This window comes from Leptolyngbya sp. AN10 (assembly GCF_050565645.1).
Classification (GTDB): Bacteria; Cyanobacteriota; Cyanobacteriia; order Leptolyngbyales; family Leptolyngbyaceae; genus Leptolyngbya.
In genome coordinates, this window is sequence record NZ_JBNXVP010000033.1 from 15,608 (window position 1) to 40,823 (window position 25,216).

The 25,216-nt window shown below is 44.7% G+C and carries 13 protein-coding genes; 7 read left to right on the forward strand and 6 right to left on the reverse strand.

What is annotated here, in order from left to right:
* Positions 1-28 precede the first annotated feature (28 nt).
* The 6 genes from ACQ4M5_RS31440 to ACQ4M5_RS31465 all read right to left on the reverse strand — a co-directional run bounded on the left by ACQ4M5_RS31440 (position 29) and on the right by ACQ4M5_RS31465 (position 12,448).
* Positions 29-2,092: a response regulator gene (locus ACQ4M5_RS31440; RefSeq protein ID WP_430679752.1), complete on the reverse strand. Its 2,064-nt coding sequence runs from the start codon at positions 2,090-2,092 to the stop codon at positions 29-31.
* 45 nt (positions 2,093-2,137) lie between these two features.
* Positions 2,138-4,291, reverse strand: coding sequence for a hypothetical protein (locus ACQ4M5_RS31445; RefSeq protein WP_430679753.1), 2,154 nt, complete (start codon positions 4,289-4,291; stop codon positions 2,138-2,140).
* 37 nt (positions 4,292-4,328) lie between these two features.
* The gene (locus tag ACQ4M5_RS31450) at positions 4,329-7,895 is read right to left on the reverse strand and encodes a TonB-dependent receptor (protein WP_430679754.1); all 3,567 of its coding nucleotides are present in this window, start codon (positions 7,893-7,895) and stop codon (positions 4,329-4,331) included.
* Between the two features lie 2 nt (positions 7,896-7,897).
* Positions 7,898-9,391 (reverse strand): hypothetical protein, encoded by a 1,494-nt coding sequence (locus ACQ4M5_RS31455; protein ID WP_430679755.1) that lies wholly within the window; start codon positions 9,389-9,391, stop codon positions 7,898-7,900.
* 100 nt (positions 9,392-9,491) lie between these two features.
* Positions 9,492-10,040, reverse strand: a complete 549-nt coding sequence (locus ACQ4M5_RS31460) for a hypothetical protein (RefSeq protein ID WP_430679756.1) — start codon at positions 10,038-10,040, stop codon at positions 9,492-9,494.
* 17 nt (positions 10,041-10,057) lie between these two features.
* Entirely contained in the window at positions 10,058-12,448 is a 2,391-nt protein-coding gene (locus ACQ4M5_RS31465) for a beta strand repeat-containing protein (protein ID WP_430679757.1), read from the reverse strand.
* A 719-nt stretch (positions 12,449-13,167) separates the two neighbouring features.
* On the opposite strand from ACQ4M5_RS31465, the gene ACQ4M5_RS31470 reads away from it, so the two are divergent.
* The 7 genes from ACQ4M5_RS31470 (at position 13,168) to ACQ4M5_RS31500 (ending at position 25,102) form a co-directional block, all read left to right on the forward strand.
* Positions 13,168-13,875 (forward strand): response regulator, encoded by a 708-nt coding sequence (locus tag ACQ4M5_RS31470; RefSeq protein WP_430679758.1) that lies wholly within the window; start codon positions 13,168-13,170, stop codon positions 13,873-13,875.
* A 338-nt stretch (positions 13,876-14,213) separates the two neighbouring features.
* On the forward strand, positions 14,214-15,350 hold the full coding sequence (locus tag ACQ4M5_RS31475) for a hybrid sensor histidine kinase/response regulator (RefSeq protein ID WP_430679759.1): 1,137 nt from the start codon (positions 14,214-14,216) through the stop codon (positions 15,348-15,350).
* Positions 15,351-15,404: 54 nt separating this feature from the next.
* On the forward strand, positions 15,405-16,004 hold the full coding sequence (locus ACQ4M5_RS31480) for a cysteine hydrolase family protein (protein WP_430679760.1): 600 nt from the start codon (positions 15,405-15,407) through the stop codon (positions 16,002-16,004).
* A 202-nt stretch (positions 16,005-16,206) separates the two neighbouring features.
* A complete protein-coding gene (locus tag ACQ4M5_RS31485; protein WP_430679761.1) occupies positions 16,207-16,809 on the forward strand; it encodes a cysteine hydrolase family protein in 603 nt (200 codons plus the stop codon).
* A gap of 174 nt (positions 16,810-16,983) precedes the next feature.
* Positions 16,984-20,853: a carbamoyltransferase C-terminal domain-containing protein gene (locus tag ACQ4M5_RS31490; RefSeq protein WP_430679762.1), complete on the forward strand. Its 3,870-nt coding sequence runs from the start codon at positions 16,984-16,986 to the stop codon at positions 20,851-20,853.
* A 206-nt stretch (positions 20,854-21,059) separates the two neighbouring features.
* A complete protein-coding gene (locus tag ACQ4M5_RS31495; protein ID WP_430679763.1) occupies positions 21,060-23,357 on the forward strand; it encodes a hybrid sensor histidine kinase/response regulator in 2,298 nt (765 codons plus the stop codon).
* A 251-nt stretch (positions 23,358-23,608) separates the two neighbouring features.
* Entirely contained in the window at positions 23,609-25,102 is a 1,494-nt protein-coding gene (locus ACQ4M5_RS31500) for a GAF domain-containing sensor histidine kinase (protein WP_430679764.1), read from the forward strand.
* The last annotated feature ends 114 nt before the right edge of the window (positions 25,103-25,216 follow it).

The following is a 25,216-nucleotide window of genomic DNA, read 5'->3' on the forward strand; positions in this document are numbered from 1 at the left end:
TGCTGTGTTTTTGTTGGAATTATTAAGACTATTGAAGCTTCGATATCTCAAGCTTCAAAGCGGCTTGTACCCGTAAATACTCAGATTGGATATTTTCAATCTGAGTTGCTGCGATCGCGAATTCTTTAGCGACAGCACTCTGTTCTAGTTCGCGGCAGAATCTAGATAAATCTGTTGCACCTAATGCTGAGCTACTTGATTGCAGTGTGTGAGCCACCCGTCTTAGATCTGAATCATCTTGACTCGCCAAGGCAGAGTGCATGGTTTGAATCAGTCTAGGAGTTTCTAGAAAATAACAATTAATTAGCTCTGGTAGGAACTTTGATAAGCTTGTGCCTGCAATCTGGTGAATTGCCTGAATTGAATTAGGATCTAAACGAGCAGGAGTGACATCAGAAATCGGCTGACAGCGACGAAGTGCTTGCACTAACAAGTCAATCTGAATTGGCTTAGAAAGGTGGTCATCCATGCCTGCTTCCATACAGCTTTGTCGATCGCTCTGCATTGCGTTGGCTGTCATGGCGATAATTCGGGGACGCTGATGGGGTTCCCATTCTTGACAGATTTGCCGAGTAGCAGAAAGTCCATCCATCTCTGGCATCTGTATGTCCATTAAAATGACATCATAGGACTGGCGACGCAGTGCGGACAGAACTTCGACTCCATTAGCAGCAACCTCAGCTTGATAGCCCATTCGCTTCAAAATCAAAAGTGCCATCTTCTGATTCACTAGATGATCCTCAGCCAGTAGAATTCTGAGTGGAAACTGTTCTGCAATCTTGGGGCTGATGGAAGATGAGATAAAGTGGTCTGCTCGATTTATCGATCGCGTCCACGATTGCGTTAGAGCATTGTAAAGTTGGGATTGCTTGATTGGCTTATTCAATGCTGAAACAAATTTAATGGAGCTAAGTTGATCGATGATTTCAGGATTATCAAACGGAGTTAGAACAAGTATCGGTAAATCTTGATAATCTTCACGGATCTTGTTGACTAATTCTAATCCGCTCATCTCTGAAATCTGCATATCTAGAATGACCAAATCGAATTTGCGATCATTTAACAATTCCAATGCTTGAGAAGCTGAATGTGCTGCCTCCGGAATCATTCCCCATGCCCGCGCTTGCAAGGTGAGAATATCACGATGCGATTCGTGATTGTGAAGAATCAGAAGTTGCTTTCCGGCAAATTGTTCTTCGACACTATTTTGGGGTGTAAAAACGGCTTGAGTGACGATCGAGAAGTAAAATGTCGAGCCTCGATTGAGTTCACTCTCTACCCAGAGCCGCCCGCCCATCAGTTGACACAATCGTTGGCTGATGATCAAGCCGAGTCCAGTTCCACCATATTTACGGCTAATCGATGGATCAGCTTGGCTAAAAGCTTGAAAGATCCGATCCAATGAATCAGAAGGAATTCCAATCCCTGTGTCTTTGACAGCGAACAATAGAGAATAGGGTGATGCAGTTTGAGTATCTGACGACAAAGGACGAACTGGAGTAATTTTGACTGTTATACCTCCGGTATCTGTAAATTTCACAGCATTGCTCAAGAGGTTTGTTAGAATCTGCCGTAGCCGTTTGACATCTCCGATCAGCGTTTCTGCAATGCTTGAGTCGATGAAATATCCCAGCTCAAGTTTCTTCTCTGTGGCTTTGGATGCAACTAAATCTAGACACTCTTCAACACAGTGTTGAAGGTTAAACGGATTTAATTCTAGCTCCAGCTTGCCTGACTCGATTTTGGAGAAATCTAAGATATCGTCAATGATGGAAAGCAGTGTATTACTGCTTGTACGAATAATCGTAGTGAATTCGCGCTGCTGCAAGTTGAGAGCCGTTTCGAGCAATAAACCAGTCATTCCAACTACGGCGTTGAGCGGAGTTCGGATTTCGTGACTCACTGTTGCGAGAAAACTGCTTTTCTCACGATTGGCATACTCAGCAGCTTGCCGAGCTTCCAGTAATGCTTGATTTTGCTGGAGTAACTCCTTACTCTTCTGCTCTAGTTGATCAATTAAAATTTTCTCAACGCGATCGACGGGGATCAGTTTTTTGAGTAATTCAATCTGTTGCAAGAGTGAAAGCGTCATACGGCAAACCTTAAAACGAAAGAAAAACGAAGCCTCGATCGCTGCTTAATCAACACGAGCGTGAAATCGGATAAATCCGTAAGAATTGGTCGGAGTTCCAGGTCCAGTTGCTTTGGGTAACATTGCTGGGCTTTTTGTAACATCTACAACAACGGCTCCATCTGTGTTTGTACCAATACAACTTGTAGGAGTACTGTTTCCAGCGGGAATGAAACGTCCTCGATCGTTTAGATCAATCTGATTCGTTAGATAAGCCGTTGGAGTATTAGATCCGATCGATAAAGCAATTCCAGAATCTCCAGGTAATCCACCATCTGTAGGCGTGAAGCCATTGTATCGATCGGTAACGAAAGTACTGTTTGCAGGAACAAGATCGCACAGACTTACATTCGTTGCATCTCGCCCACCTGTAGACAAAAAGTAAATTGTATACTCTATGATGTCTCCCGGTCGAACGGTTCCGCCTTGAGTTCTTCCCCTCAAAAAGGTGCTGATTCCAGAGGTTGCATCTAAGGGAAGTGCCCAATTTGGAGCATTATCATTCGTAGAACTCGGATCGTCTACCGTGTCATTGAAGCTCACATTGTTGATGGCAGTAATTCGCTTAACGAGCAGAATCTCAGGTGGTGTAGAAGCAGGTGCAGATCGAATGACGATATTGGCGGCGTTACTACTTCCAGATAGAACTGTTCCTGGCAAGTTCTGCGCCTCAAATGAAGCATTTGCTTGGTTAGATATTGTTGTTCCGGGAGCAGCATTAATATTAATTGTTACTCTAAATCTAACGGTGTTCGTTTCATTGATTGAGAGTGTTCCGCCACTTGTAGCGGTTGCCCCTGTTCCAATGCGATACGTTACTTTTTGCGTTGCTGAATCAAAGAAAGCTTCATCATCCGCAATCGCGTCTGTTTTACTCACACCATTGATTTCTATACTGCCTGGAACAAATGCGGTATTTGCTGGGATAGCGTCTTCTAATATGCTCTTTACAGCTAAATCTCCGTTCCCATCAGCATCTTGTTTATTTGCTACAGAGATAGTGTACTCTAGCGTATCGCCAGGGTCTACATCTCCACCATTCAAATCCGCAACCGTCTTGTTGACCTCCAGTATCGGTGCAAAGATCTGAATTGAACTGGTAACGACTCCAGGCATATACGTTTCTCCACCCGTATTGAGCGTTAGAGTTGCGGTTGTCGCGTTGTTATTAAGAACGCTACTGACGTTGAAAATGTCAGAATCATAACCAAGTTGATTGGGATAGTCTGGGAATTTCGTCGTTATTCTAGTTCCGAGATAAGTGATTGAACTATTGAAAACATCATTTGCTGGGTTTAAGGGATTACTGAGATCTGACCCATTCAGCCTAAAGCGATCTCCTGTGTAAGAGCTTCCTGTAATTCCTACACCATTGTCGCCATCGTATGCAATTGCACCAAGTTTTGCATAGATTGTCCCAAAAGGAGGAGTTTTGAAGCCGCTGATTGGAATGTTGATAGTTGGATTAGAGCCGCTGACGACGTTAAATCCATCAAATACAGTTAAGTTTCGCACAGGTTCGCCGGGGCTGCGGTAGACAACCACGATCGTCCATCCTGCCCAGCGATTCGTTGAGCCTGATGTTGATTGAACGTTGGCAACTGTATAAGTTCCGTTACCGTTTGCTTTGACAGTACTTGTGATGTCTGCAAACCCTTGATAAGCATTCTGATAGCCAATGTTGCCATAAACATCACTAGCATTTGCTGTAATTGTCAGGTATCCGCTGCTGGTCGGAGTTTTTAGTCTAACCTGATTGCGAGCGGCATTACTTGAATCACCTCCCCAGTATAATCCAGCAAAGAGAACTGTGGCTCCAGAAGGTAGGTTCAGATCAGAACTACTAGAATTAAATGTTGTTGCATCACTATCAATATCTACATAAGTCATCGTGAATCCGTTGTTTTGCCCACCTGTAAATGTTCCATTTCGAGCAGCATCGCAGCTCGTATTGCTGCTAGGACAAGTCATAAGCGTGTTGGCAACATATACAATGTCGCCTGTGTCATTCGTTTGATATCGAATTGAAAAAGGAACCACTGCGGCACTGCTAGGTAAGCTCAATAAGGTCGTACAAATCAGGCTTATCAAGAATAGTCCAAAAGCTTGGTAAGCTTTACGGCATACCTTATCGCGGAAGTTAGAGTGAAAAAGATTCATGAATTTAACTAGGGGTTAGAAAACAGTCGAGGTCAGCTTACTTAGTTGGATTGCTAATAACAGTGGTTTGAGATTGCTGGGATGAGTGAGAAGAGGTCGTTTCTGAAGAACTTGCAGAGGGTACTTTCTGTAATCCAAATCCGTCAAACAACTCATTGACTTTGAGTGTTAAGCCAAAATATAGCCCTCCATTTGATCGAGAGCCGTTCAAATCTCGATCGCTAACTCGTCCAAAGCTATAACCCGCAGAAAGACGAAGATTAGGATTAAGATAGTAGCCAGCCTCGATCAGAAATGCCGTTTCACGATAGTCTGAAATAGGTTGGCTAATCCAACGAGCTTCTCCAGTCAAGTCCCAACTATCATTCAATCTGTAAGTTGCTCGGAGTTGTGCAAGAGAAATCGTACTGGTTCCAACTAAATCTGAAGCCAAGAACGATCGACTATTTCGGATCGCATACTTTCCGTAAAACTCCCATCGCCAATTCGGTGCATAGATACCTTCAAGGGCGAAAAGGTGATCCTGTGAACCAGTCCCGCTTCCGAGCAGCAACGTATCGGGAATTGTGGCTGGATTTTTTCGAGCTTCATAGCGAAGAAGGGCATTGAACTTATCATTGTTCGGATCGCGATATGCAAGACCAATACGGAGCGTTTTCGTGTCGTCAAGCCCAGCGATCGACTGATTGGCGATGTTAGATTGCTGATAACGGGCGAGTGCAGTCAATGAGGGCGAGAGTTTTCCTGCTGCTGCGGCTGAAATGACCGTGTTCTGACCCGATGAAGAGGCGCGATGTTCGTAGCGGGCGCTGGCTTGAAAAGTGGGGCTGTCTGAATATTCGATTCCGATGCTATAGCTGTCTCCGCCTTGTAGTCCTATCCCAGAAGCACTTTGACCTGGCGCGTAGGGTTGGGCGAATTGTAAGCCCGTGCTTGTTTGGGTAAAAGCATCTCCGAAGAGGTGTTCATAAGACGCACTGAGACGCAATCCAGGAGTGATTCGCCATAAATGGTTCAGTCCGATTGCTCCTTGCGTTGTCACCTCATTTGCGCCTCCCAGGATTGAATATCGCCCGGTTAGAGTTGTATCCCGTCCAAGCTTGTAGGCTCCGGTAACATCTACTGTGGTAATCGATTGACCGGAGAGTTGTCCGCGAGTAAAGAACTGTTGAGCTAGGCGAACATCTAAACCTGGATATAAGTTCCAACTCAATCCTAAAAGCGATCGATCTGAGTAAACAGCATCGGATTGGGCTGATAGCGTTGTTTCGTTCAAGGCAAGAAAAGTTAGATTCTTTGCAATCGGTAAAGTGAACCGAGAACGAAGTTGATCGGAACTGCCATTCGACTGATCCACGATTCGATCGATACGATCGCGATGAATCCAATCAATTTCAAGATTCGCTTCTCCGAATCGTTGCTGAATTCCAGCTAGAATTGTTGTAAGGCTATTATCGACTCTACGCCCTGGAACAGCTTCAGAACGAGGCGTTAATAGCTCTTCTAACGTGCTGAATGATTGAGGAGCTATTCCGTTATTGTCTTCGTGATCGTACTGCACTCGAAGGTTTGTGGAGGGTGAAACTTTTCCAATTAGCTGCGCTCCATAACGAGTTTGACCTGGAACGAAACTGATCGTTGCGCTGTTCGCAAATCCTGAATCAGCCGATTGATAGTAAGCTCGTCCTTGAATGCCGGGTTTAATTTCTCCTTGAGCTTCAAATCGGTAAGCGGAGCCAGTGATCGCGCCCATGAACTCAGAATCGTAATTTGAGCGGGCGTACTCTGCGATGAAAGTAGATTTGTTGCCCAGAGCAATAAGTGCATCGGCTCCGTAAAGCTCAAATTGTCGATCGCCCAAATTTTCCTGAAAGTAGCTTGCTCCGATCCAGCTTTCTCGATTAAGTTCACGAGAGAGATGATAGCGTACTCGCCCTGCATAAATACTGTTGTTTGAGCCTTTACTATCGTACTGATAGGTTGCAACAATTCGGCGAACTAGAATCTGTCCGCTAGTGTCGATATCTGTTTGAAGTAAAGGCTTGCGAAAGAGAATTGAACCTCGATCATAATCGATTTCGTAGTCTGTACCTCGATTTAGGCTGACTCGCTCGATGACTGCCCCAGGGCGATTCAGTTCTTCTAGCTCAATAAAAATGTTTTCGCTTCCCGGAATTAGCAATCGGCGGGAAAGAAAGTAGCTTCCACTGGTTCCATCAGGCGCGATCGTATCTCGCTGAAATCCTTCAACGTTGTCTCCATAAAGTCCTGTGATTTGTAAATTACCAATGTTGTAGTTTGCTTTGAAGCCGTGAAGTTGGCGAGTTGTGGCTGTGAATTGCTGCGATCGAGTTGCAAACTCTTCGGTGTTGTAGTCTCCCCACATGAAGTAATCTGCACCTGCATTACGGACTGAAGCGGTTTTCTCAAATCTTAGAAACACGCTATCGATCGAGGGTGCGAGAACATCAACTTTAGAGCTATCTCCGTAGACTGGGTAGGTCTGTTCACAAAATTGAGCTTCACGAAACAAAGGATTACTATCACAGTTTTGGTTTAAAGCGCGATCGCTATTAAACGCTCCAGTGAATAACCACTCGCCGATTCTTCCAGTGGAGAATACCGCCCCACGAATACTAAGCTGTGTAGAATAATCACCGTCTGGCGGCAAGAAATCGCGCAAGCTGCGGTAAAAATCTGTGCCTCGCTCACCCAAACGGATATCAATAACACCTGTTGTAAGAGAAGGTCTTAATGCAGTGGTGAATTCAAGTTGAGTATAAGCTTCTAAATTTGCGGTCGTTGCCTGAATTTTAATAGTCTTCGCGTTGAGCGTCGATCGTAATTTTCCAGTGAAAGCTCCCTGCTTTGCTTGCACCTGAAACCCAGGTTGATCCAGATCTGCATCTGTTCCAATCCAGTCACCATCACTACTGATCAAAGTAACTAGAGCATCACGATTCGATCGATTCCCTTGAGCATCAAGCAGTGTTCCTTGTAAAGTTGCAACTGAGCGCCCATCTGCCGGGATTCGACTTTCAATCGTTTCGATTTTCAGTTGTGCGATCGCGCCTCGAACCTTGACTTGAACTGAAGCAGCATTACTGGAACTCTCGATCGCATCAATTTGGTTATTGCCTTCTTTGAGTGAAACTCCGTACCAGTACTGCGTAACAAGCTGCTTTTCAGAATCAATTTCAGTTCGTCCAATTAAAGTTGAATCAATCTCGATCCCGTTTACGCGCAGCTTTACCGTTTTGCCTACCGGAAATTGAATCTTGATTGTTGCGGCAGGAAGATCTAATGTTGTATCTGTGGTTGGGCTTAGGATCTTAATTGAAGTCTGTTGTGAAGCGGTTGGAGAAGAGCTAGGCTGAACCTCCAAAGATTGCTTTGGTGTCTTGTTTGACCATTCAGGTTGAACCCCCTCTGGGCTTGGCATTGGGAGCGAGATAGGCTCCGAATTTTCAAGAATTGGAATGCGAATAGATGGATCGAGATCCAAGATGCTTGGCGTGAGTTGAGAACTTGCAGTCGTTGCTCCAGTAAGCACTTCCGTCAAGCCTAAGCCTAATGCTGTGAGGAGTATTTTGTAAGATGTCATAATTAACGAAGTTGACGAGAAGCAGGAGTGACTGCAAAGTTCATCCGAACTAAACCACCTGGTTCAAGATGAACTAACCGAGATTGACTATTACGCTCTTTAAATTTCCGATTTGGAGCAAGTGTGTAACCGGGAAGACTGCTTAAATCTAGAGCAGCCGTGCGATAACCAGAAAGTACGTTCGCGACAGAAAACAATCCATTTGGATCAGTGATGATACGAGATCCATCATCCATTAACACGATCGCATTCGGAATTCCAGGTTCATTCGCTTGCTGCTCACCATCAAAGTTTTTGTCTTCAAAAACCCGTCCGATGATTGTTCCGCAATCCGACAAGATACCGGGCTGAATCCGAAGTCGATGAGTTGCAGGACCATCTTTCACAGCCTGCCCGTTATCAGTTCGCTGTCCATTGACGATCGCTGAATTTTGCCCACTTCCCCGAATTGCGTCTGGCGTTAGACGAACCGCGTAGGCAATGTTTAAGACTTGATCTCTTTGAATTAACGAATTTGATTGGAATGTAATCAGAGAACTATTTTCAGTTGCCTCTACCTGAACAGCTTGCCCTTGAAGTTCAGCCCGCACTGAATTCCTAAGAAATTCCATTCCTAAAGGTAGCTGATCCCGAATGATAATGTTATTCACAGGAGCGATCGCTAAGTTCCTAATTGACAAGCGATAAATTACAGTATCTCCTGGTTCTGCTGCTGCCCGATCTCCCGTTTTCACGATTTGAACTTCTTGTGCTTGGCAGATGTTCGCTGCAAAATTCAGCACTGCTAAATCCAGACCAATTCGCTCTGCATCCTGAATTGTAATACTCTGAGTGAGCGATGTTCGCCCATCAGTTGAACGAATTGGTTTTCCATCTAACGATGTCGCAGTGTAGCTAATCTCATTACCAATTCTGCCATTGATCACTAGCTTTAGACGGCGCTGACTGTATGCTGTGCGCGGCGGTGGATTGATGACGAGAAGATAGCTTCTGCCTGCATCAAGTTGCCCTTTGGAAGGATCAAGCAAAAAGCTATAGTAACCGCGATTGCTATTCGTCAGAAAAAACGGATTACTATTCGCAATGTTAGGCGAAATTCCTCTACTAATCCCATTTCCTGGAATATCAGGAAGTTCTGTAGGGGTTAAATTTACAAGGCGTTTCATCTCTGAACCTGTTGGATCAGTGGGATCAGGCTCGTATAAGCCAACTGAAAAGCCTTGGTAGTCTGGCAGTGTTTCGCCTGCACATCCGGTTACACGACCGAGAGGATCAACTAAACGATCGAGAACATAAGCGGTTAGGGGCGTTTGACCATAGATTAATCGATCGTCACCTGATCCTTGATAGGTATAGATAGCTTGATTCACAATCTCAGGTCTGGGCTTTGATTGAGCCATCGCACTTAAATTGCAGCAACTAAGCAGCAATAGCGAAATCGTTAGCCCTGGCAATCGAGTCAAGCTCTGAACCAGACGTAAGTAAGAGAGTAGCATTGTTCAGAACTCTGTCTCAACGGTGCAAGAATGAGAAGAAAGCAAATTCTCACACTTTTTTAGGATGAGAATTTGCTGTAGGAGAAGGCAAATCGATAAATTACCGCACTTTAACTTCGTAAGTTGCGCGAATTGGGCTTCCAGGCGCGATCGCTCGATTGAATTTCCATCGAACATGAGTGTAAGCTTCAGCAGGAGCAGGTTGCAGTTCGACTTTGCCGTCTGGTTGCTTAACTTTTACCATCGGCTTTTCATCGAACTGTTTTCCTTGATCGATGCTGTAGGTGATCTTCACATCGTTACTTTCTGCAACCGCAGCCGATCTCAGAACATAGACCGTTTTCTGAGGAATGGGCTGTGTGAACACCAGATTTCTGATTTCCCGATCGCTTTCATTGACTCCGCTAAGTTGATAGCGAATCGTATCTCCAGGTTGAACGGTAATCGCATCTTTGAGCGGTTCCCAAGTTGCGACTGCTCCTTTAATGACTTGGCGTTCTGCGGTAAGCTGAACTTGCAGTTTAGGCTGCTTGATTTTGCTGGTGATCGCAGATTGAGCTTGCTGAAAAGCTGCGATTACAGGAGGTTGAACTGAAATGGCAATGAACGCGATCGCGCTGATGCCAACAATTGAGAATCGCTTCATCATCTCTAAATGTCTTGAGGTTAGTTAATCCGTCGGCGGAAAAAGAAAGTTCCAGTGCCCTGTGGCGGAATGGGAGCCGTGATCGAGTTGATGTACTTGGTAATATCTGCCGTTGCAGTTGTTCCAGTTTGATCTGGAGCAGATGTATTAGCAGGATTACCACTAAAGAAGCCGATTGTTCCTGCGGATGCACTTGCAGAGCCAATCACATTGCTGGTGTCGATCGCACCGTTACCATCTTGATCAATTGCCCAGTTATTGGGAAGCGCGGTTCCATCTTCTACGATCGTAGTATTGACTGCATTCAGAATCAGATTGCCCGCACCAACTGGGGCTGTCGAAATGTTGGTATAGGTAATTCTGTATTCCAGAATGTTCCCTTGCGCGATGTTCACACCTGCGATCGTGCCTGTTCCGAATGGAACGAGTTGATTACCTTGAGCATCTAGCACTCTGACTTCTTTCACCAATTTCAAGAATCCGGTGTAGATTCTATCGATCGTATCGTTGAAAGATTCTCCAGTGTTGAAGGTTCCGCTATTGTCACTGTCAATGAATGCGCGAATCGGAACTGGGTAGCCTTTTCCAGTGTCCGTTGACAGCGGCGTGTTTGCAGGTAAATCGATCGTGGCAGTATAGTTCACTGTCACCCCAGGTGTAAGGCTTGGAATCTGAATTGCACTTCCCGAAGAGAAAACAAAGTTTGCTCCGTTGTAGGTGTAAACGGCAGTATTTCCGTTAAAGGAAAGTGTAACCGTTGTGCCTGTGGGTAAGTCTCCCGGAATTGCGGGTGCAGTCGGAACCAGTAGAATGTCACTGATTGCCGCAGTACTCGGATTACTAAGCGTGTTAGTAAACGTTAGAGGTGTAGGATCAATCGTTGAGCCTGGAACCTGATTTGCAGCAACTGGAACAGAACGATTAGAGAAATCATCGTTGTTGTTAGTTGGACCGACTGCGGCAGGTTGTCCATTTGCGCCATTTAACACAGTGTTCGGAGGTGCGATCGTAAAGACGTTGACTTCACCGCCCGGACCAGTTCCAGTATTGTCGTTAGTTCCATCAAGTCCATCAAGGGTGGGATTGGCGACCCCAGTTGTGGGCGTATTTAAACCTGGAGTGCCATTATCGTTGACGTTACTGGGATTTGAGTCACCAGATTCGTCATAGACTAAGCTAGGAGTTCCTCCTTCAGTTTGACCAAACAGTTGAGCAAGGTTTGCGATCGTGGTTGTTCCGGTAATTCCATCAGTGATAACTTGGAACGAAAAACCTGTCACGGTTGTTCCTGCATTTACTGTTCCTGTTCGGATAAAACCAACTCGTGTTACCGCAGTCAAAGGAGGAGCAGTTGTTGACCAGTTTGCGCTCGTTGCCGGAACACTAACTGAATCAGTCGTATAAACGATCGTCCATCCTGATGGTGCAATTGGAGTTGCAGCTAAGTGAGTACCCGCTGGAATGGCATCCGACATCAAAATGCGAGAAACTGCGCTTCCGTTGACTTGAATTGTTGTGCCAATCAAATTTGCAGGCGTAAGTCCAGTACTTCCGGTAGGAGCAATAGAATCTACTCTCAGGCTCAAGTTGTAAGTGAGCTTGTCATCACTTAGAGTAGAGGGAGTGCCGTTACTGTCATAGCCTCCATTCGTTTTCAGAATTGCAGCAAAAGCTTGAGGCTGAGAGCCAACTAAAACACTTTGAAAAGCGCTTGCTTCACGTTCACCGTTAGCGGGGGTTCCAGTTGATTCTCCTGCTGTTCCATTCGGATTATCCACGGTGTAGAGATCATTGCCGCTTGGAGCCGTTGGATAAGGCTGATTTTGCGTTGCCGTGCTACCATCATTTGCCCCAGTGTTTCCTAAGACAACAGAAAGCGATGCACCAGATGGAGCGAGACTATCAACGGTGACAGGAACTCGAACCCGAACCGAGCCACCTGCTGGAATTGAGGAGGTGGTTAGTCCTGCGGCTGAAATGGGAGTATAAGTCTGTCCCCCATCTGTACTGATCTGCAAAGTGCCAACAGCTCCAGGTCCAGTTAGGCTTGCAACACCAGGAATCGCAAATCGGGTTGGATCGTTCCCGACGTTTGTAATTAGAAAGTCATAGTTCAGGACATCATTTGGTAAAACAGTACCACCATTGATATCTGTTGTTGCAAGGGATGTAACTGTTAAGCCTGAAATTTCTGCAACGGTGACTGTCACCGTGTTTGAAGTTGAGTTGATCGTAACACCGGGATTGCTTGGATCTTCGTAGTTGATGTTAGCAGTATTGCTAATTGATGTTCCTGCGGCAGTTCCATTGGCTAATACGGGGGCAATGAGCTGAAAATTTCCACTCAACGCGATCGCGGCAACCCAGAAGCTTCTCAAAAGAGAGCTTTTAAGTCGTTTTGGTCTATTCACTCGCGAAACATCCTCCTGTTTCGATGCGTATGCGGTTAATTTCTTGGATTGAGGGAGATGCAATAATGCTTGAGATGAGAGCTTTGATTCAGACTAAAAATCTTCTTCGCAACACAAACAGTCTCTTGAGTTCAGAGCGCAATCAGCAGCGATTTAAGAATCATCTAAATCTCAATCGGTGCGTTTGGAGTTATGTGGCATCTCCAAACGCAAGGTTTTCTTTTCCATTTCCTAGTCTCGTCAAATTAGATTTGATTTGTCGTTTTTCCTCCACAGCATCTACCTTGCATTTACCTTAATTTTGTTACGCCGAAAAAACATGAGTCTTTTCTCTAAACTTTTTTGTTGAGAAATTCATACGTTTCACGAGTGATTCTGAATTAGAAGTTGTGTATTTCTTTTGAGTTTAAGTAGTATAAATCTGCGTACTCTTTAAGCACTAAAAACCTGATAACGTCGCGTTTTTCTAGGAAGATCTAAGATGCTTTTAGCGCTTATTCTATTAAAAATATGTATATATACTGAGATGCTTTATGTATATGCTTAGTAGCACTACTGAGTTATTAGTAGATTCAGCTTGTTGGTCTTTCGGATTATCGAATCTTTTTTCTTAACGAAAGTTCTAAGTAACACTACAGATTGACGCACAAAAAAGCAGAAAACATAGCACAATACTAACCAGAACAAAATCGCGATCGCGATTTTATTCCTTATGGACTATGAGCGAACTCAATCAAATGGACAAAATTCTAATCATCGACAACGAAGCCACGACCCGTGATGTCATTCTGGAAGTTCTGACGTTAGGTAACTTTGACGCAATCACGGCTGCTTCGGGTCAGCAAGGCATTCGATCTGCCCAGAAATATCTGCCGAGTCTGATTCTGTGCGACATTATGATGCCAGATTTAGATGGATATGAAGTCTTAGATGCCTTGCGTCAAGAGCCTAGTACTGCAACGATTCCATTTATTTTTCTTACGGCTCGATCTCTGCGCTCTGATCAGCGTCAAGGGATGGAACTAGGCGCAGATGATTACTTAACGAAACCATTTACGGGAGCTGAGTTGCTGAGTGCAGTGACAACCCAACTCGATAAACGCGCCAGAATTCAGCACCGGACGGTAGAACAATCCTCAGAAATCTCGAATCTTCAGCAGCAAGTGAGAGAACTATATATGCTTTCAGAACACAAAGAGAAATTACTTGACAATCTATCACAAGGACTCCGCGCTCCCCTGACTAATATTCAGATGGCGCTGAAGATGCTAGAAGGCGGTTCCAATGAGCAGCAGGAAAGATATCTAGAGGTTTTGAAAAAAGAATGCTCTCGTGAGATTGCGTTAGTGAATCAAGTGACTGAAATGAGAGATGTGCTGACACCTGAAAGCTTGCGCTTATTGAAAAAACTGGACTTGCTGAAGTGAAGAACTCTGTATAAATACTGGGTCTAGGTTCAAAGCGTCGATCGCGCTTCGCGTCGAGGTGAAAATCTTTTTTGCAAAATGAACTCAACATCTGTATACTTGTTTGCCATAGCTACCTCGCTGTGGCGGCGAAATGGCTCTATCCTTACCTAAGTCTTCAATTGATGGCTTCGTTGAATCATCGATCGCTCAATAGATGCGTATTGGCGTTTCGGTCTTTCTGCAATCCGAATCAAGTCGCTCAGTTAGATTTCGATTGAAAAACAAGACAATTTTTAGTGCAGTCATCTCTAGCTGTTCAACATTCTGCTGGCTTGGAGCAATGAAGGCTTAAACTCATGACTACGGGAAATATTCTGATTGTTGAAGATGAGAGCATCATCGCATTAGACATCAAACGGATCTTGACCAAAGCAGGATATAACATCACTGGAATTGCAGTTCGCTCGGATGAAGCTATCCAGCAAGTCTCGCAAGTTCAGCCTGATTTAGTGTTGATGGATGTGACGCTTGAAGGCGATATCGACGGGATTGAGACTGCAATTCAACTCAATGAGGCGTACCAGATTCCAATTATCTACCTAACGGCTCATGCAGATGAAAAAACCTTGGAACGTGCGAAAGCAACGTCCACTTTTGGTTATGTTCTCAAACCTTTCAATCGGCAAGAGCTGACCACGATGATCGAAATTGCGATCTCTAAGCATAAAGCTGAGGTTGCAGTTCGTCAGGCTCTTAAAGAACAACAAGAACTCAACGAACTGAAGTCGAGATTTATCTCGATCGTGTCTCATGAGTTTCGGAATCCGCTCAATATTGTTCTCGTTTCCGCAGAACTGGCAGAACAGTATGGAGAACTACTGAAACTCGATAAACAGAAACTTTGCCTTCAGCGCGTTCGTGATTCTGTTAGACAGATGAATGAACTGCTCACTGATGTTCTCGTATTAAGTGAAGCTGAAACTGCAAATCTCCAATGTCAACCTGAAGCAACGAACTTGATAGAGTTTTGCGCGACTCTGCTTCAAATTGCAAGAGTTCAAGCAGATGATCGCTATTCAATTCATTTCTGGCTTGAGGAGCTTGGAGGTGAACGGTTCTCGATCGAAGAATTAGCATCTCTAGAGGTCGAAGCTTTCCTCGATAAGAAATTGCTGCGTCCCATACTGACTAACTTGATCTCGAATGCAATTAAATATTCGCCTCGCGGTGGACAAATTCAGTTTCTTTGTACCTACAGTGCTGAAGAGATTGCCTTTCGAGTTCAAGACCAGGGAATTGGTATTCCACTCGACGACCAATCCAAATTGTTCAAATCATTTTACAGAGCGAGTAATGTAGAAAGGATTCCGGGCAGTGGATTGGGACTCTCGATCGTAAAAGAGTACGTCGAACTTCACGGCGGACAAATTGAGCTAGAGAGCTATGTCGGACAGGGAACAGCTATTACAGTGACAATTCCTCTTCTCAAGTAATCACCAAAGTCAGAGTCTTCTGACATCACTCATCCCCCTACTGTTAGACAGCGTATGAAATCTGATCAAACAGCATTACTTCTGATTGGCTATCAAAATGATTACTTCTCTCCGCAAGGTGCTTTACATTGTGTAATTGAAGAATCAGCAAGGCTCAACAATGTTTTGTGCAATACAGCAACACTGCTAAACGCGATCGCATCCAGTCCAGTTCTGAGCGTTGCGACCCCAATTTTCTTCACATCAACCTATGAAGAACTAACGGAGCCAGTCGGAATTCTAAAAACGATTCGAGATGTTAAAGCGTTTCAGTCTGGAACATTTGGCGCAGAAATGAGCCAAGAACTTCAGCCATTTGCTGAAAACATTCTCGAAATTCCTGGTAAGCAAGGCTTTAATGCTTTTGATAAGACTAATCTTGATTACCTATTCAAGAAACGAGGCATCACGAACATCGTTTTAGCAGGAGCCGTGACTTCAATTTGTATTGATTCCACAGGGCGTTATGCTCATGAGCGCGGCTACCGTGTCACGGTGCTTTCAGATTGCACTTCTGCCCGTACCTCATTTGAGCAAAATTTCTACTGTGAAAACATTTTTCCGCTGTATGCAGAGGTAATGAGTTGTACAGAGCTAGTCCACTGCTTGACTTGAAATTATCGTTAAGTTTTGCGAGTTTCAATTTTAATGCTGTCACAAAACGGTATCTTTGTTTTTGATTCTTTCGTAGTCTTATTAGACGCTCAATAAGTTACTGCGAAAAATTTGAGACTTCCTGAAGCAAGTTCGACCGAAGTTAGATAGCTCCAATTGACATGTCAAATCCGTTCAGTCGCTCGCTGCTCCGATCTAGACGATGACCATGAACTCTCAAGATACAGCCCTCTTGCTCATTGGCTTCCAGAATGATTATTTTGCCTCCACTGGAACCCTACGCGACATGATAGAAGACCCGGATCAAACTGCTGAAGTTATCGCGAACATTGTTAACCTTCTTCAGCTTGAAGCACTATCTGTTTTGATGATTGCTGCTCCTATTTTCTTTACGGAAGACTATGAGGAGCTAGTTGAGCCGATCGGAATTCTCAAAAAAATCAAAGAAGTGAGAGCTTTTCAACAAAGAAGCTCTGGCTCAGCGATGATTGATCAGTTACAACCCTTTCGTGATCGAATTTTAGAAGTTCCTGGAAGACGAGGGTTTAACGCTTTTATCGATACTCAACTGCATCAAGTCTGCCAGCGTCAAGGCATTAAAAATCTTGTGCTAACAGGTGCGATCGCATCGATTTGTGTTGATTCAACCGGACGCTATGCTCAAGAACAAGGCTACCGTGTCACGATTTTGTCAGACTGCATAGCTGCCCGTACCTCATTTGAGCATCAATTTTACTGTGACAACATTTTCACTACCTATGCAGACGTGATTACCTCTCACGAATTGCTCAAAAAGCTAACCTAGCAGCGAGAAGCGATTCGCTAAAAGATTTCAACTCAACCATCGAGTAATTCAGCTTGAATTCGGACATCAAAGCTGAAATCTAGCCATGCGATAGATTGCACTCTTTCACTTGCCGAAAACATTCCGTCGCACGTTGACATTTCACCTCAATCTTATTTTTTTAGGAGCAGAACGATGACCCGGTATCACATGGGAATTAATCTTGGACATGAGCGCTCAGTTGCGATCGTCAAAGATGGAGAAATTGTTGTCGCGATCGAGCAAGAACGCCTCGATCGCCAGAAGTACAGTCTGGGCTATTTACAGCAGTCTCCGGGCGATCCTACTCATATACAGCTTCCTGCTGAAGCGATTCGTTATTGTCTAGAAACTTGCGGGATCGAGATGTCTGATTTGGCAACAATTACAGGCAATATGCCGGGACGCGATTATGCTCCGGAGATTTTGCGTCGAGCTTTACCTGCTGAAATCGCAGGGAAAGTTCAAACGATTCCGAGTCACCACCTTGCTCATGCTTATTCTGCTTATTTCCCTTCAGGCTTTGATCAAGCTTTAGTTCTTGTCGTTGATGCCACTGGAACGACTACACCTGATCACCGAACTGAATCGTACACACTCTATAAAGGTCGAAAGCACTCGCTTTCGACGCTTCACAGTGAAACTGTTGTTGCCCATCTTGCTGGACTATCGACATTGGGATTTCTCTATGAATACATCACTCGCAAAGCTGGCTTCACCAGTGTTGTGAGTGAATCTCTGACTCATGCAGAAGCAGGAAAGCTGATGGGGCTTGCTCCATTTGGTCAGGCACAGCCCAATCTTCAGCGATGGGTACATACGATCGAAGATTCTTTCAGTCTAAAAATTTCTGCTTACGATATCTTTCTGGAAGTTGCAGCGCTGGAAAAATACTACGACGACGGTAAAGGCAAAGCTTATCTTCGTCCTTATTTGGTTGATCTCGCTTACAAAGTCCAGCAGGAACTAGAACAAGCACTTCTACACATCGTTGGATTAGCAGTCAAACAAACTGGTCTGCGAAAACTTTGTATTGCTGGAGGAGTCGGACTCAATTCGGTTGCAAACTATCAATTGTTGCAGAAACTTGAACTAGAAGACATTTTCATCTTTCCAGCCGCTGGTGATAGTGGAATTGCAGCCGGATGCGGATTGTGGGCTTACTCTACGATCGAATGTGGTCAAACACGAGTTCCCCTTAAGAAAGCAACTTTGGGACGAACTTACAGAAATGACGAAGTGATGCAGGCGTTAAGACACTTTAGTGCTGCCATCGAAATTGAGCAGTTGTCTTCAGAAGAGATGGTGAATCGGAGTGCAAAAGCATTAGCATCTGGGAGTATTATTGCTCGGTTTGAAGGAGGATCAGAATACGGACCTCGCGCATTAGGACATCGATCGATTTTGGCTGATCCATCCTTCCGCCGCATGAAAGATATTGTGAATGCGCGAGTCAAGTTCCGTGAAGCATTTCGTCCCTTTGCACCTGTCATTCCTTTAGAAGCAGTTTCAGAGGTATTTGAGCAACCTGTTGCTGCACCTTTTATGCTGTTGATTTCTGACATCAAGCCAGAGTTCCATGATCAAATTCCCGCCGTAACTCATGTTGATGGAACGGGTAGAGTACAGACAGTCACTGAGATTGAGAATCCTTTTCTCTACCGTCTGTGCCATCAGCTTGTTGCAGAGCGGGAGAGCGTTCCAGTGCTACTAAACACAAGTTTTAATGTAGCAGGGCAACCAATCGTCGAAACGCCATTCGATGCGATCTCAACTTTCTTAAAAACAGACATCGACCTTCTAGCTATTAAGAACTTCTGGATTACGAAGCGCAACGTACCCGTTCTTAGCTACAAAGCTCATCTTGACCAAGTTGGAGACAGTCCGTTACCTTGCGGCTTACCCCATCCGATTCCAGAGATGTATGAGATGATGGCATCGCTCGATCGCGCTTTGTTCTTCGGCGATGTAAGTAATTGCCCTTGGTCGATCGAAGAATTGCAAAAGCTTTCTACTCAAGGAGGACGATTCAAGGAGACAAGCCTTCTTTTTCCTAAAGCTCCATTTTCCGAAACACCGCATACAAAGCTTTCAGAAACGATCGTATTAATTCTCGATCCATTAGGACAATCTACGATCGCAGATCTCACTCGTCAAAACTCCCCACGCACCTACAGTTTTGAAGAGGTTAAGCTTTTACTCACGGTCTTGAAGTCATCAACCGAATCGCTAGACCAAATCCGGATCGAATCGCAGCTTACAACTCGTGAATTTAGCGATCGTGTTAGTTGGGCAGAACAGCAACTTGAATACTACGGACTGAAGCCTCAGCATTGTTATTTTCAGTCTTTACCGCAAGATCAAGACTTAGAGATAGATTGCACTCAAACGCTTGCTCCTTTCGCGGATGAGACATTCACTCTGTGGCAAATTCTAGGCACATTGCGCGATCGCTTAAAACAGCTTGATTACACTGCAAAAACAATTTGTCAGCTTCTCAACGTGCCTTCACAGCAGCACATTGAACCGACTCATCTACACTACTATGATCGCTACTGTTTACCTCACAATCAGCTTGGAGACGTGATTCGTTTGTTTCTGCTCCGTGGGGCAATTTCTGAATTCTGCCTCAAGCAGATTTTTGGAGCAGAGCTATTTTCAACGCTTTGCGATCTTGGAGTTCTGATTCAACGGGATACGGCTTGGGCATCACGGATTGATCTATTCGACGTTGATGGTTTATATATTGCAACCGACCATCGATATCTGATCTTACCTGAAGATCAGATTGATGAAGATCCAGTCATGTATGTTGGATTAGATAGTATGGGCTTAGTTCATACTGCGCCGCGTGAGTGTGTCGATCGCGTTCTGGATCTATGCTGTGGGGGCGGAGTTCAAGGTTTAGTTGCGAGTCGATATGCAAAATCAGTCACGAGTGTTGATATTAATCCACGCGCGATCCGCTACGCCCGATTTAATGCTCAAGTCAATCACATTCGCAACATTGAATTTCGGTTAGGAAGTCTTTATCAACCTGTTAAAGGTCACTTCGATACGATTCTAGCAAATCCTCCCTTTGTGCCCAGTCCCAGTCGTGAGATGTGGTTTCGAGACGGTGGTGATACAGGCGAAGATATCCTATCCGAGATCATTGAAAAGAGCGCAGACTATCTTGTCCAGCAAGGTCGATTGTTCATTGTCACTGATCTGGTGAATTTACCAGCCTATGAAAGCAAGCTCAAACAATGGTGGCGCGGGGGCGCTGCTCATCAATTAGTGTTAAGCACTGCCGATCGTAATGACATTCTGTTCTCAGTTCCACACTGTCACGCGGCATTCAATCAATCCTACGCGGAGTATAAGTCTGAGCTTGACCAATGGCTGTATAACTTTCATCATGCTAGATTGACTGCTGTAAACTTCGGCTACATTCTAATTCAGAGAGCGCTACCTCAAAGCATTGGGTCTTACTATACCCGAACGATTCATAATCCAACTCGCCCAATCTATCAGAATGTTCGGCAGTACTTCCAACAACGCGATCGACTCAATCTGAGTTACACGCTTCAAGACCATCTAACCTTGTCAAGCGATCTGCACTTCCGCTTTGAAACCGATCTCTGTACAGGTGTAACTCAAATTGAATTGTTCTCTCCGGATAACCCCTACTACACGACTTACCCGATCAATGAAATGCTGTACTCGTTGTTAAATGACATCCGGCAGTTTCAGCCAAAATGGTCAGCTTATGCAACTCCTAGCAATCAAGCTTGCCTGAACGATTTGATCTGTAAGGGAATTCTCCATCTCACACCTACGATCGCGAAACCGGATCAAACCCCTTCGTTCTCACCTTCTCTACGCCCACGGACAACGGGCGTATTGGAGCCGCAACCAAAGTTACCGAGTCAGCAGGCTCATGATCAGCCTCTTCAACAAGCTGATTCACCAGCGGATTTGTGGAAGATTCGGGAACTAGAAACGAAAACGACACCAACCTGTTTATCTTCCTACTTAGGGTAGAAGCTAGATCGGGCGAGTAGGAAGCGGATTGCTCTTCTACTCGCCCAATCTAACTATTATTGCTTATCCTTATCAGGTTCCAGCAATTTTGTCGAGTCAGGTTCGTACATAAGCTAAATGGCGGTTGTCTTTCTAGTCATTCGTTAAAGTTTCGAGTAAAGTGAGATCTGACTAATTCTGCAATCGTGGACTGAAGTGAAAGCGCTATGGTCTTACACCGTACTGTTTTAGTGGTAGATGGAAATGATATCGATCGGTATCAAAAATGCTTGCTGGCAGATCCAGCAATTGTCGATCGTGTTCTTACTGCTGATTCAATTGATGACGGGTTAGCCATTTGTTCTGTTGAGCAACCCGATGGCATTCTACTGGATCTCAAGCCTTCAAGTCCCAATGATCTCGATTTTCTGACTCGTCTTAAACAGCAGCTTGGGGAAGCTTGTCCTCCCGTTGTTGTAATTAGCACTTACAATGACGCTACAACCGCAACTCGCGCTTTCAAATTAGGTGCAGAGGATTATTTGGTCAAAGATCAGGTAACAACTGAAGAAATTAGAATCGCGCTCCGAAGTTCGATCGAAAATGCACAGCTTAGACAGCAATTAAAGCAAAGTGAAGCTCGTTATCGGGCTGTAGTGGAAGATCAAACTGAGCTAATCTGCCGATTTTTACCCGACTGTACGCTTACTTTCGTCAATCAAGCTTACTGTCGCTATTTTGGTATGAGCGCAGAAGCACTGATTGGGAAGAATTTTTTAGAACTAATTGGAGAACCCGATCGAGCAGTTGTTCAGGCACAAATTGCACGAATTAGCCAGATGACCTCTGAGAATCCAGTCATTGTGCAGGAACATACGGTCATCAGACCGGATGGTACAGTTGGATGGCAGCAGTGGACGGATCGCGCCATCTTTGACGAGAATCATCAGCTAGTCGAATTACAGTCTGTCGGACGAGACATCACAGAGCAGAAACGCGCAGAAGCCCTGCTCCGTGAAAGTAACACCAAACTGCAAGCGGTTCTAGATAACTCTCCTGCTGTGATTTATGTCAAAGATCTCCAGTTTCGCCATATTCTAATCAATCGCCAGTTTGAAGCAGTGTTCGGATTACCCCGTGAACAATTGCTAAACAAAACAAATGCAGAACTGTTGTCGCCTGAAGAAGCGATCGCAATTACCGCGAATGATCAAGCATTACTTGAATCAGGCGGATCAATCGAAGTTGAGGAATCTGTTTTAATAGAGGGAGAATGGCACACGTTCCTCTCTGTAAAAACAGTTCTGAAAGACTCAGAGGGTGTCGTTTATGGAATTTGTGGAGTCTCAACGGACATTAGCGATCGTAAACGCCTAGAACAAGAGCGAGAAATACTGTTAATCGAAGCACGTCAAGCGCGGGAAGCAGCAGAAGAAGCGAATCAATCAAAGGATAATTTTCTCGCGATCGTTTCTCATGAACTTCGCGCACCGCTGAATTCAGTCTTAGGCTGGGCAAGATTGCTACAAACTCGATCGCTGGATGAGGATGCAGTAACTCAAGCGCTACAAGTGATTGAACGGAATGCACAGTCTCAATCTCGTTTAATTGAAGATTTGCTGGATATTTCTCGAATGGTTCGTGGCAATTTGACCCTCGATCATAATCCGGTGAATTTGGCGATGGTGATTACAACGTCGATCGACGTTGTGCGTCTCTCTGCTGAAGCAAAAGAAATTCAACTCAATTCAGTCATTCACCACGACTCTATTTTCATTTCAGGCGACTCGAATCGTTTACAGCAGATTGTTTGGAACTTGCTCACGAATGCAATCAAGTTCACACCGAAGGGGGGGCGCGTTGATATTTTTCTAGATCAGATCGGTTCCGAAGCGCGAATTCAAGTCAGAGACAACGGGCAGGGCATTGAACCGGAGTTCTTGCCGTATATGTTTGAGCAATTCCAGCAAGGTCGCTTGACTACTTCAAAATCACGGCAAGGATTGGGATTAGGACTCGCAATCGTGCATCATTTAGTCGAATTGCACCAGGGAACGATCTCGGCTGAGAGTTTAGGAATCAACCAAGGTGCAACTTTTACAGTACGATTCCCACTGCTCGATCAGCCGTCAGTGACTTTGCTATCTGAAGCATCAGCGATCCGCGTTCTTCTGGTTGACGATCAAGAGGATAGTCTCTCTTTTCTGAGCCTTGCTTTGGAGCAGGAAGGGATGATTGTGATGACTGCAACTTCTGCTCAGGCAGCATTTGATCTTTTGAATGAGTTTCAGCCTAATGTGCTGATTAGCGATATCTCAATGCCGGATGAAGATGGGTATCGATTTTTGCAACGGGTTCGAGCAGTAGAGGCATTTCAGGGGCTAATTGCGATCGCGCTAACGGTTTCTGTCACCGAGGAGGATCAACGGCAAGCTTTTGCCGCAGGGTATCAACTCCACTTACCGAAGCCAGTTGATATTGAGCAATTAGTGGACGCAGTTTTTGCACTTGTGAAAGCTGAATGAGCATTGAAGACGTTGGGCGATTGCGAGGTAAGTCGTGTTGGGAGAAATCGGGAGATTCGGTCTTCCCCGTTGAACACTTTGAGAAAGAATGTTCTCGATCGCAAACAGGTATGAGATGGGGCAATCTAAAACTGAAGTTCACCCTCAACTCCTTGAGAAATAAATTCTCAAGTTAACCCTAGATTTTAGTGATTTCACTGCTGCTAGGTGTTTTTCGGGAGGTGACTTCGGTTGATTGCGTACATCCCCTTATGACTGCTTCATTCTCTCAGTTTCAATCGGTTCAGGACTACGTTCAGCACCTAGAAAAATCGCTTGCTGAACTTCAGACAGCTCAAGCAACTTGTTTGCAGAACGAGCGGGTTCTAGAAGCGCAGGTTCAGGCATTGATTCAGTTATCTCAAAGCGATGCCCTAAATAAAGGCGATCTTCCGTGTGCCTTGCAAGAACTTACAGAAGTAACATCGCAGGTTCTGCAAGTTGCGCGGACTAGCATTTGGCGCTTCGACTCAAACCGGACAAAAATTCAGTGTCTCGATCTGTTCGAGCAGAACCAAAAACGACACTCGCAAGGCATCGAATTACAGGTTGCGGACTATCCTCACTATTTTGCAGCGATTGAATCCGAGCCGCTGATTGTTGCTTGTGATGCACAAACTCATCCTTACACCTGTGAATTTAAGAATGATTATCTAATTCCCTTGAATATTCAGTCCATGCTCGATTCTGGATTTCAACTCGATCGACAAGTTGGTGGTGTAATCTGCTGTGAACAGATTGGGGTACAAAGAGAATGGAGCCAAGCTGATCAAAATTTTATTCGATCTGTTGCCCATTTGATTTCATTAATTGTTGAGTCGCATCGCCGTCAGCAGCAAGCAATCGACTTACAGCAAGCCCTTTCGGAATTGCAGCAAGCTCAGTTACAGATTATTCAGCATGAGAAAATGTCAGCGCTCGGCAATCTTATGGCAGGAGTCGCTCATGAAATTAATAATCCTGTGAGTTGCTTAAGTGCAAATATTACTCCCGCTACACAGTATGTTCAGGATTTAATGTACGTCATCAATTTGTACCAAACCAAATATCCTAATCCGGATTTTGACTTGAGCGAAGCACTAGCAGAAATCGATTTGGATTTCATTCGCGCAGATTTTCCTAAATTAATCAATTCAATCAGCGAAGCAACAAATCGGATTGAGTCGATTAGCCGAAGTCTACGGATATCCTCGCGCACGGATCACGATTGTAAACAATGCTTCAATGTACATGAAGGACTAAATAGTACGTTGTTAATTCTGGAGCATCGGTTGCAAGCTAATCCGCAACGCCCTGCGATCGTGGTCATTAAGCAATATGGTGATATCCCTTCCGTAATGTGCTTTCCGGGACAACTCAATCAGGTGTTTATGAACCTACTTGCTAATGCGATCGATGCACTGGAAGAAGCAAATCAAGTGCGAGGAGTTAAGGCGCTCCAAACGAATCCTAATCGCATCACGATCACAACTGATCGATGGGATGCTGGAATCCGAATTCGGTTTAAAGACAATGGAATTGGGATGTCAGAATCGATTCAGAGACGAATCTTTGACCATTTGTTTACCACTAAGAAAGTGGGCAAAGGGACTGGTCTAGGACTTGCGATCGCACAACAAATCATCATGGAAAAACATCAGGGCAAATTGAGCGTGAAGTCTTCACCTCAGCAAGGTACAGAATTCACCCTAGAACTGCCGTTGTGAAGAGACAGTTATCACCTAAAAACTCAGGACAATCCTTAGTGTATTCCGCAATGCTATAAGCAGAGTAACTATTGTCCCATTGCTTGTATTGCAGAAATCGCAAACTCTACGATC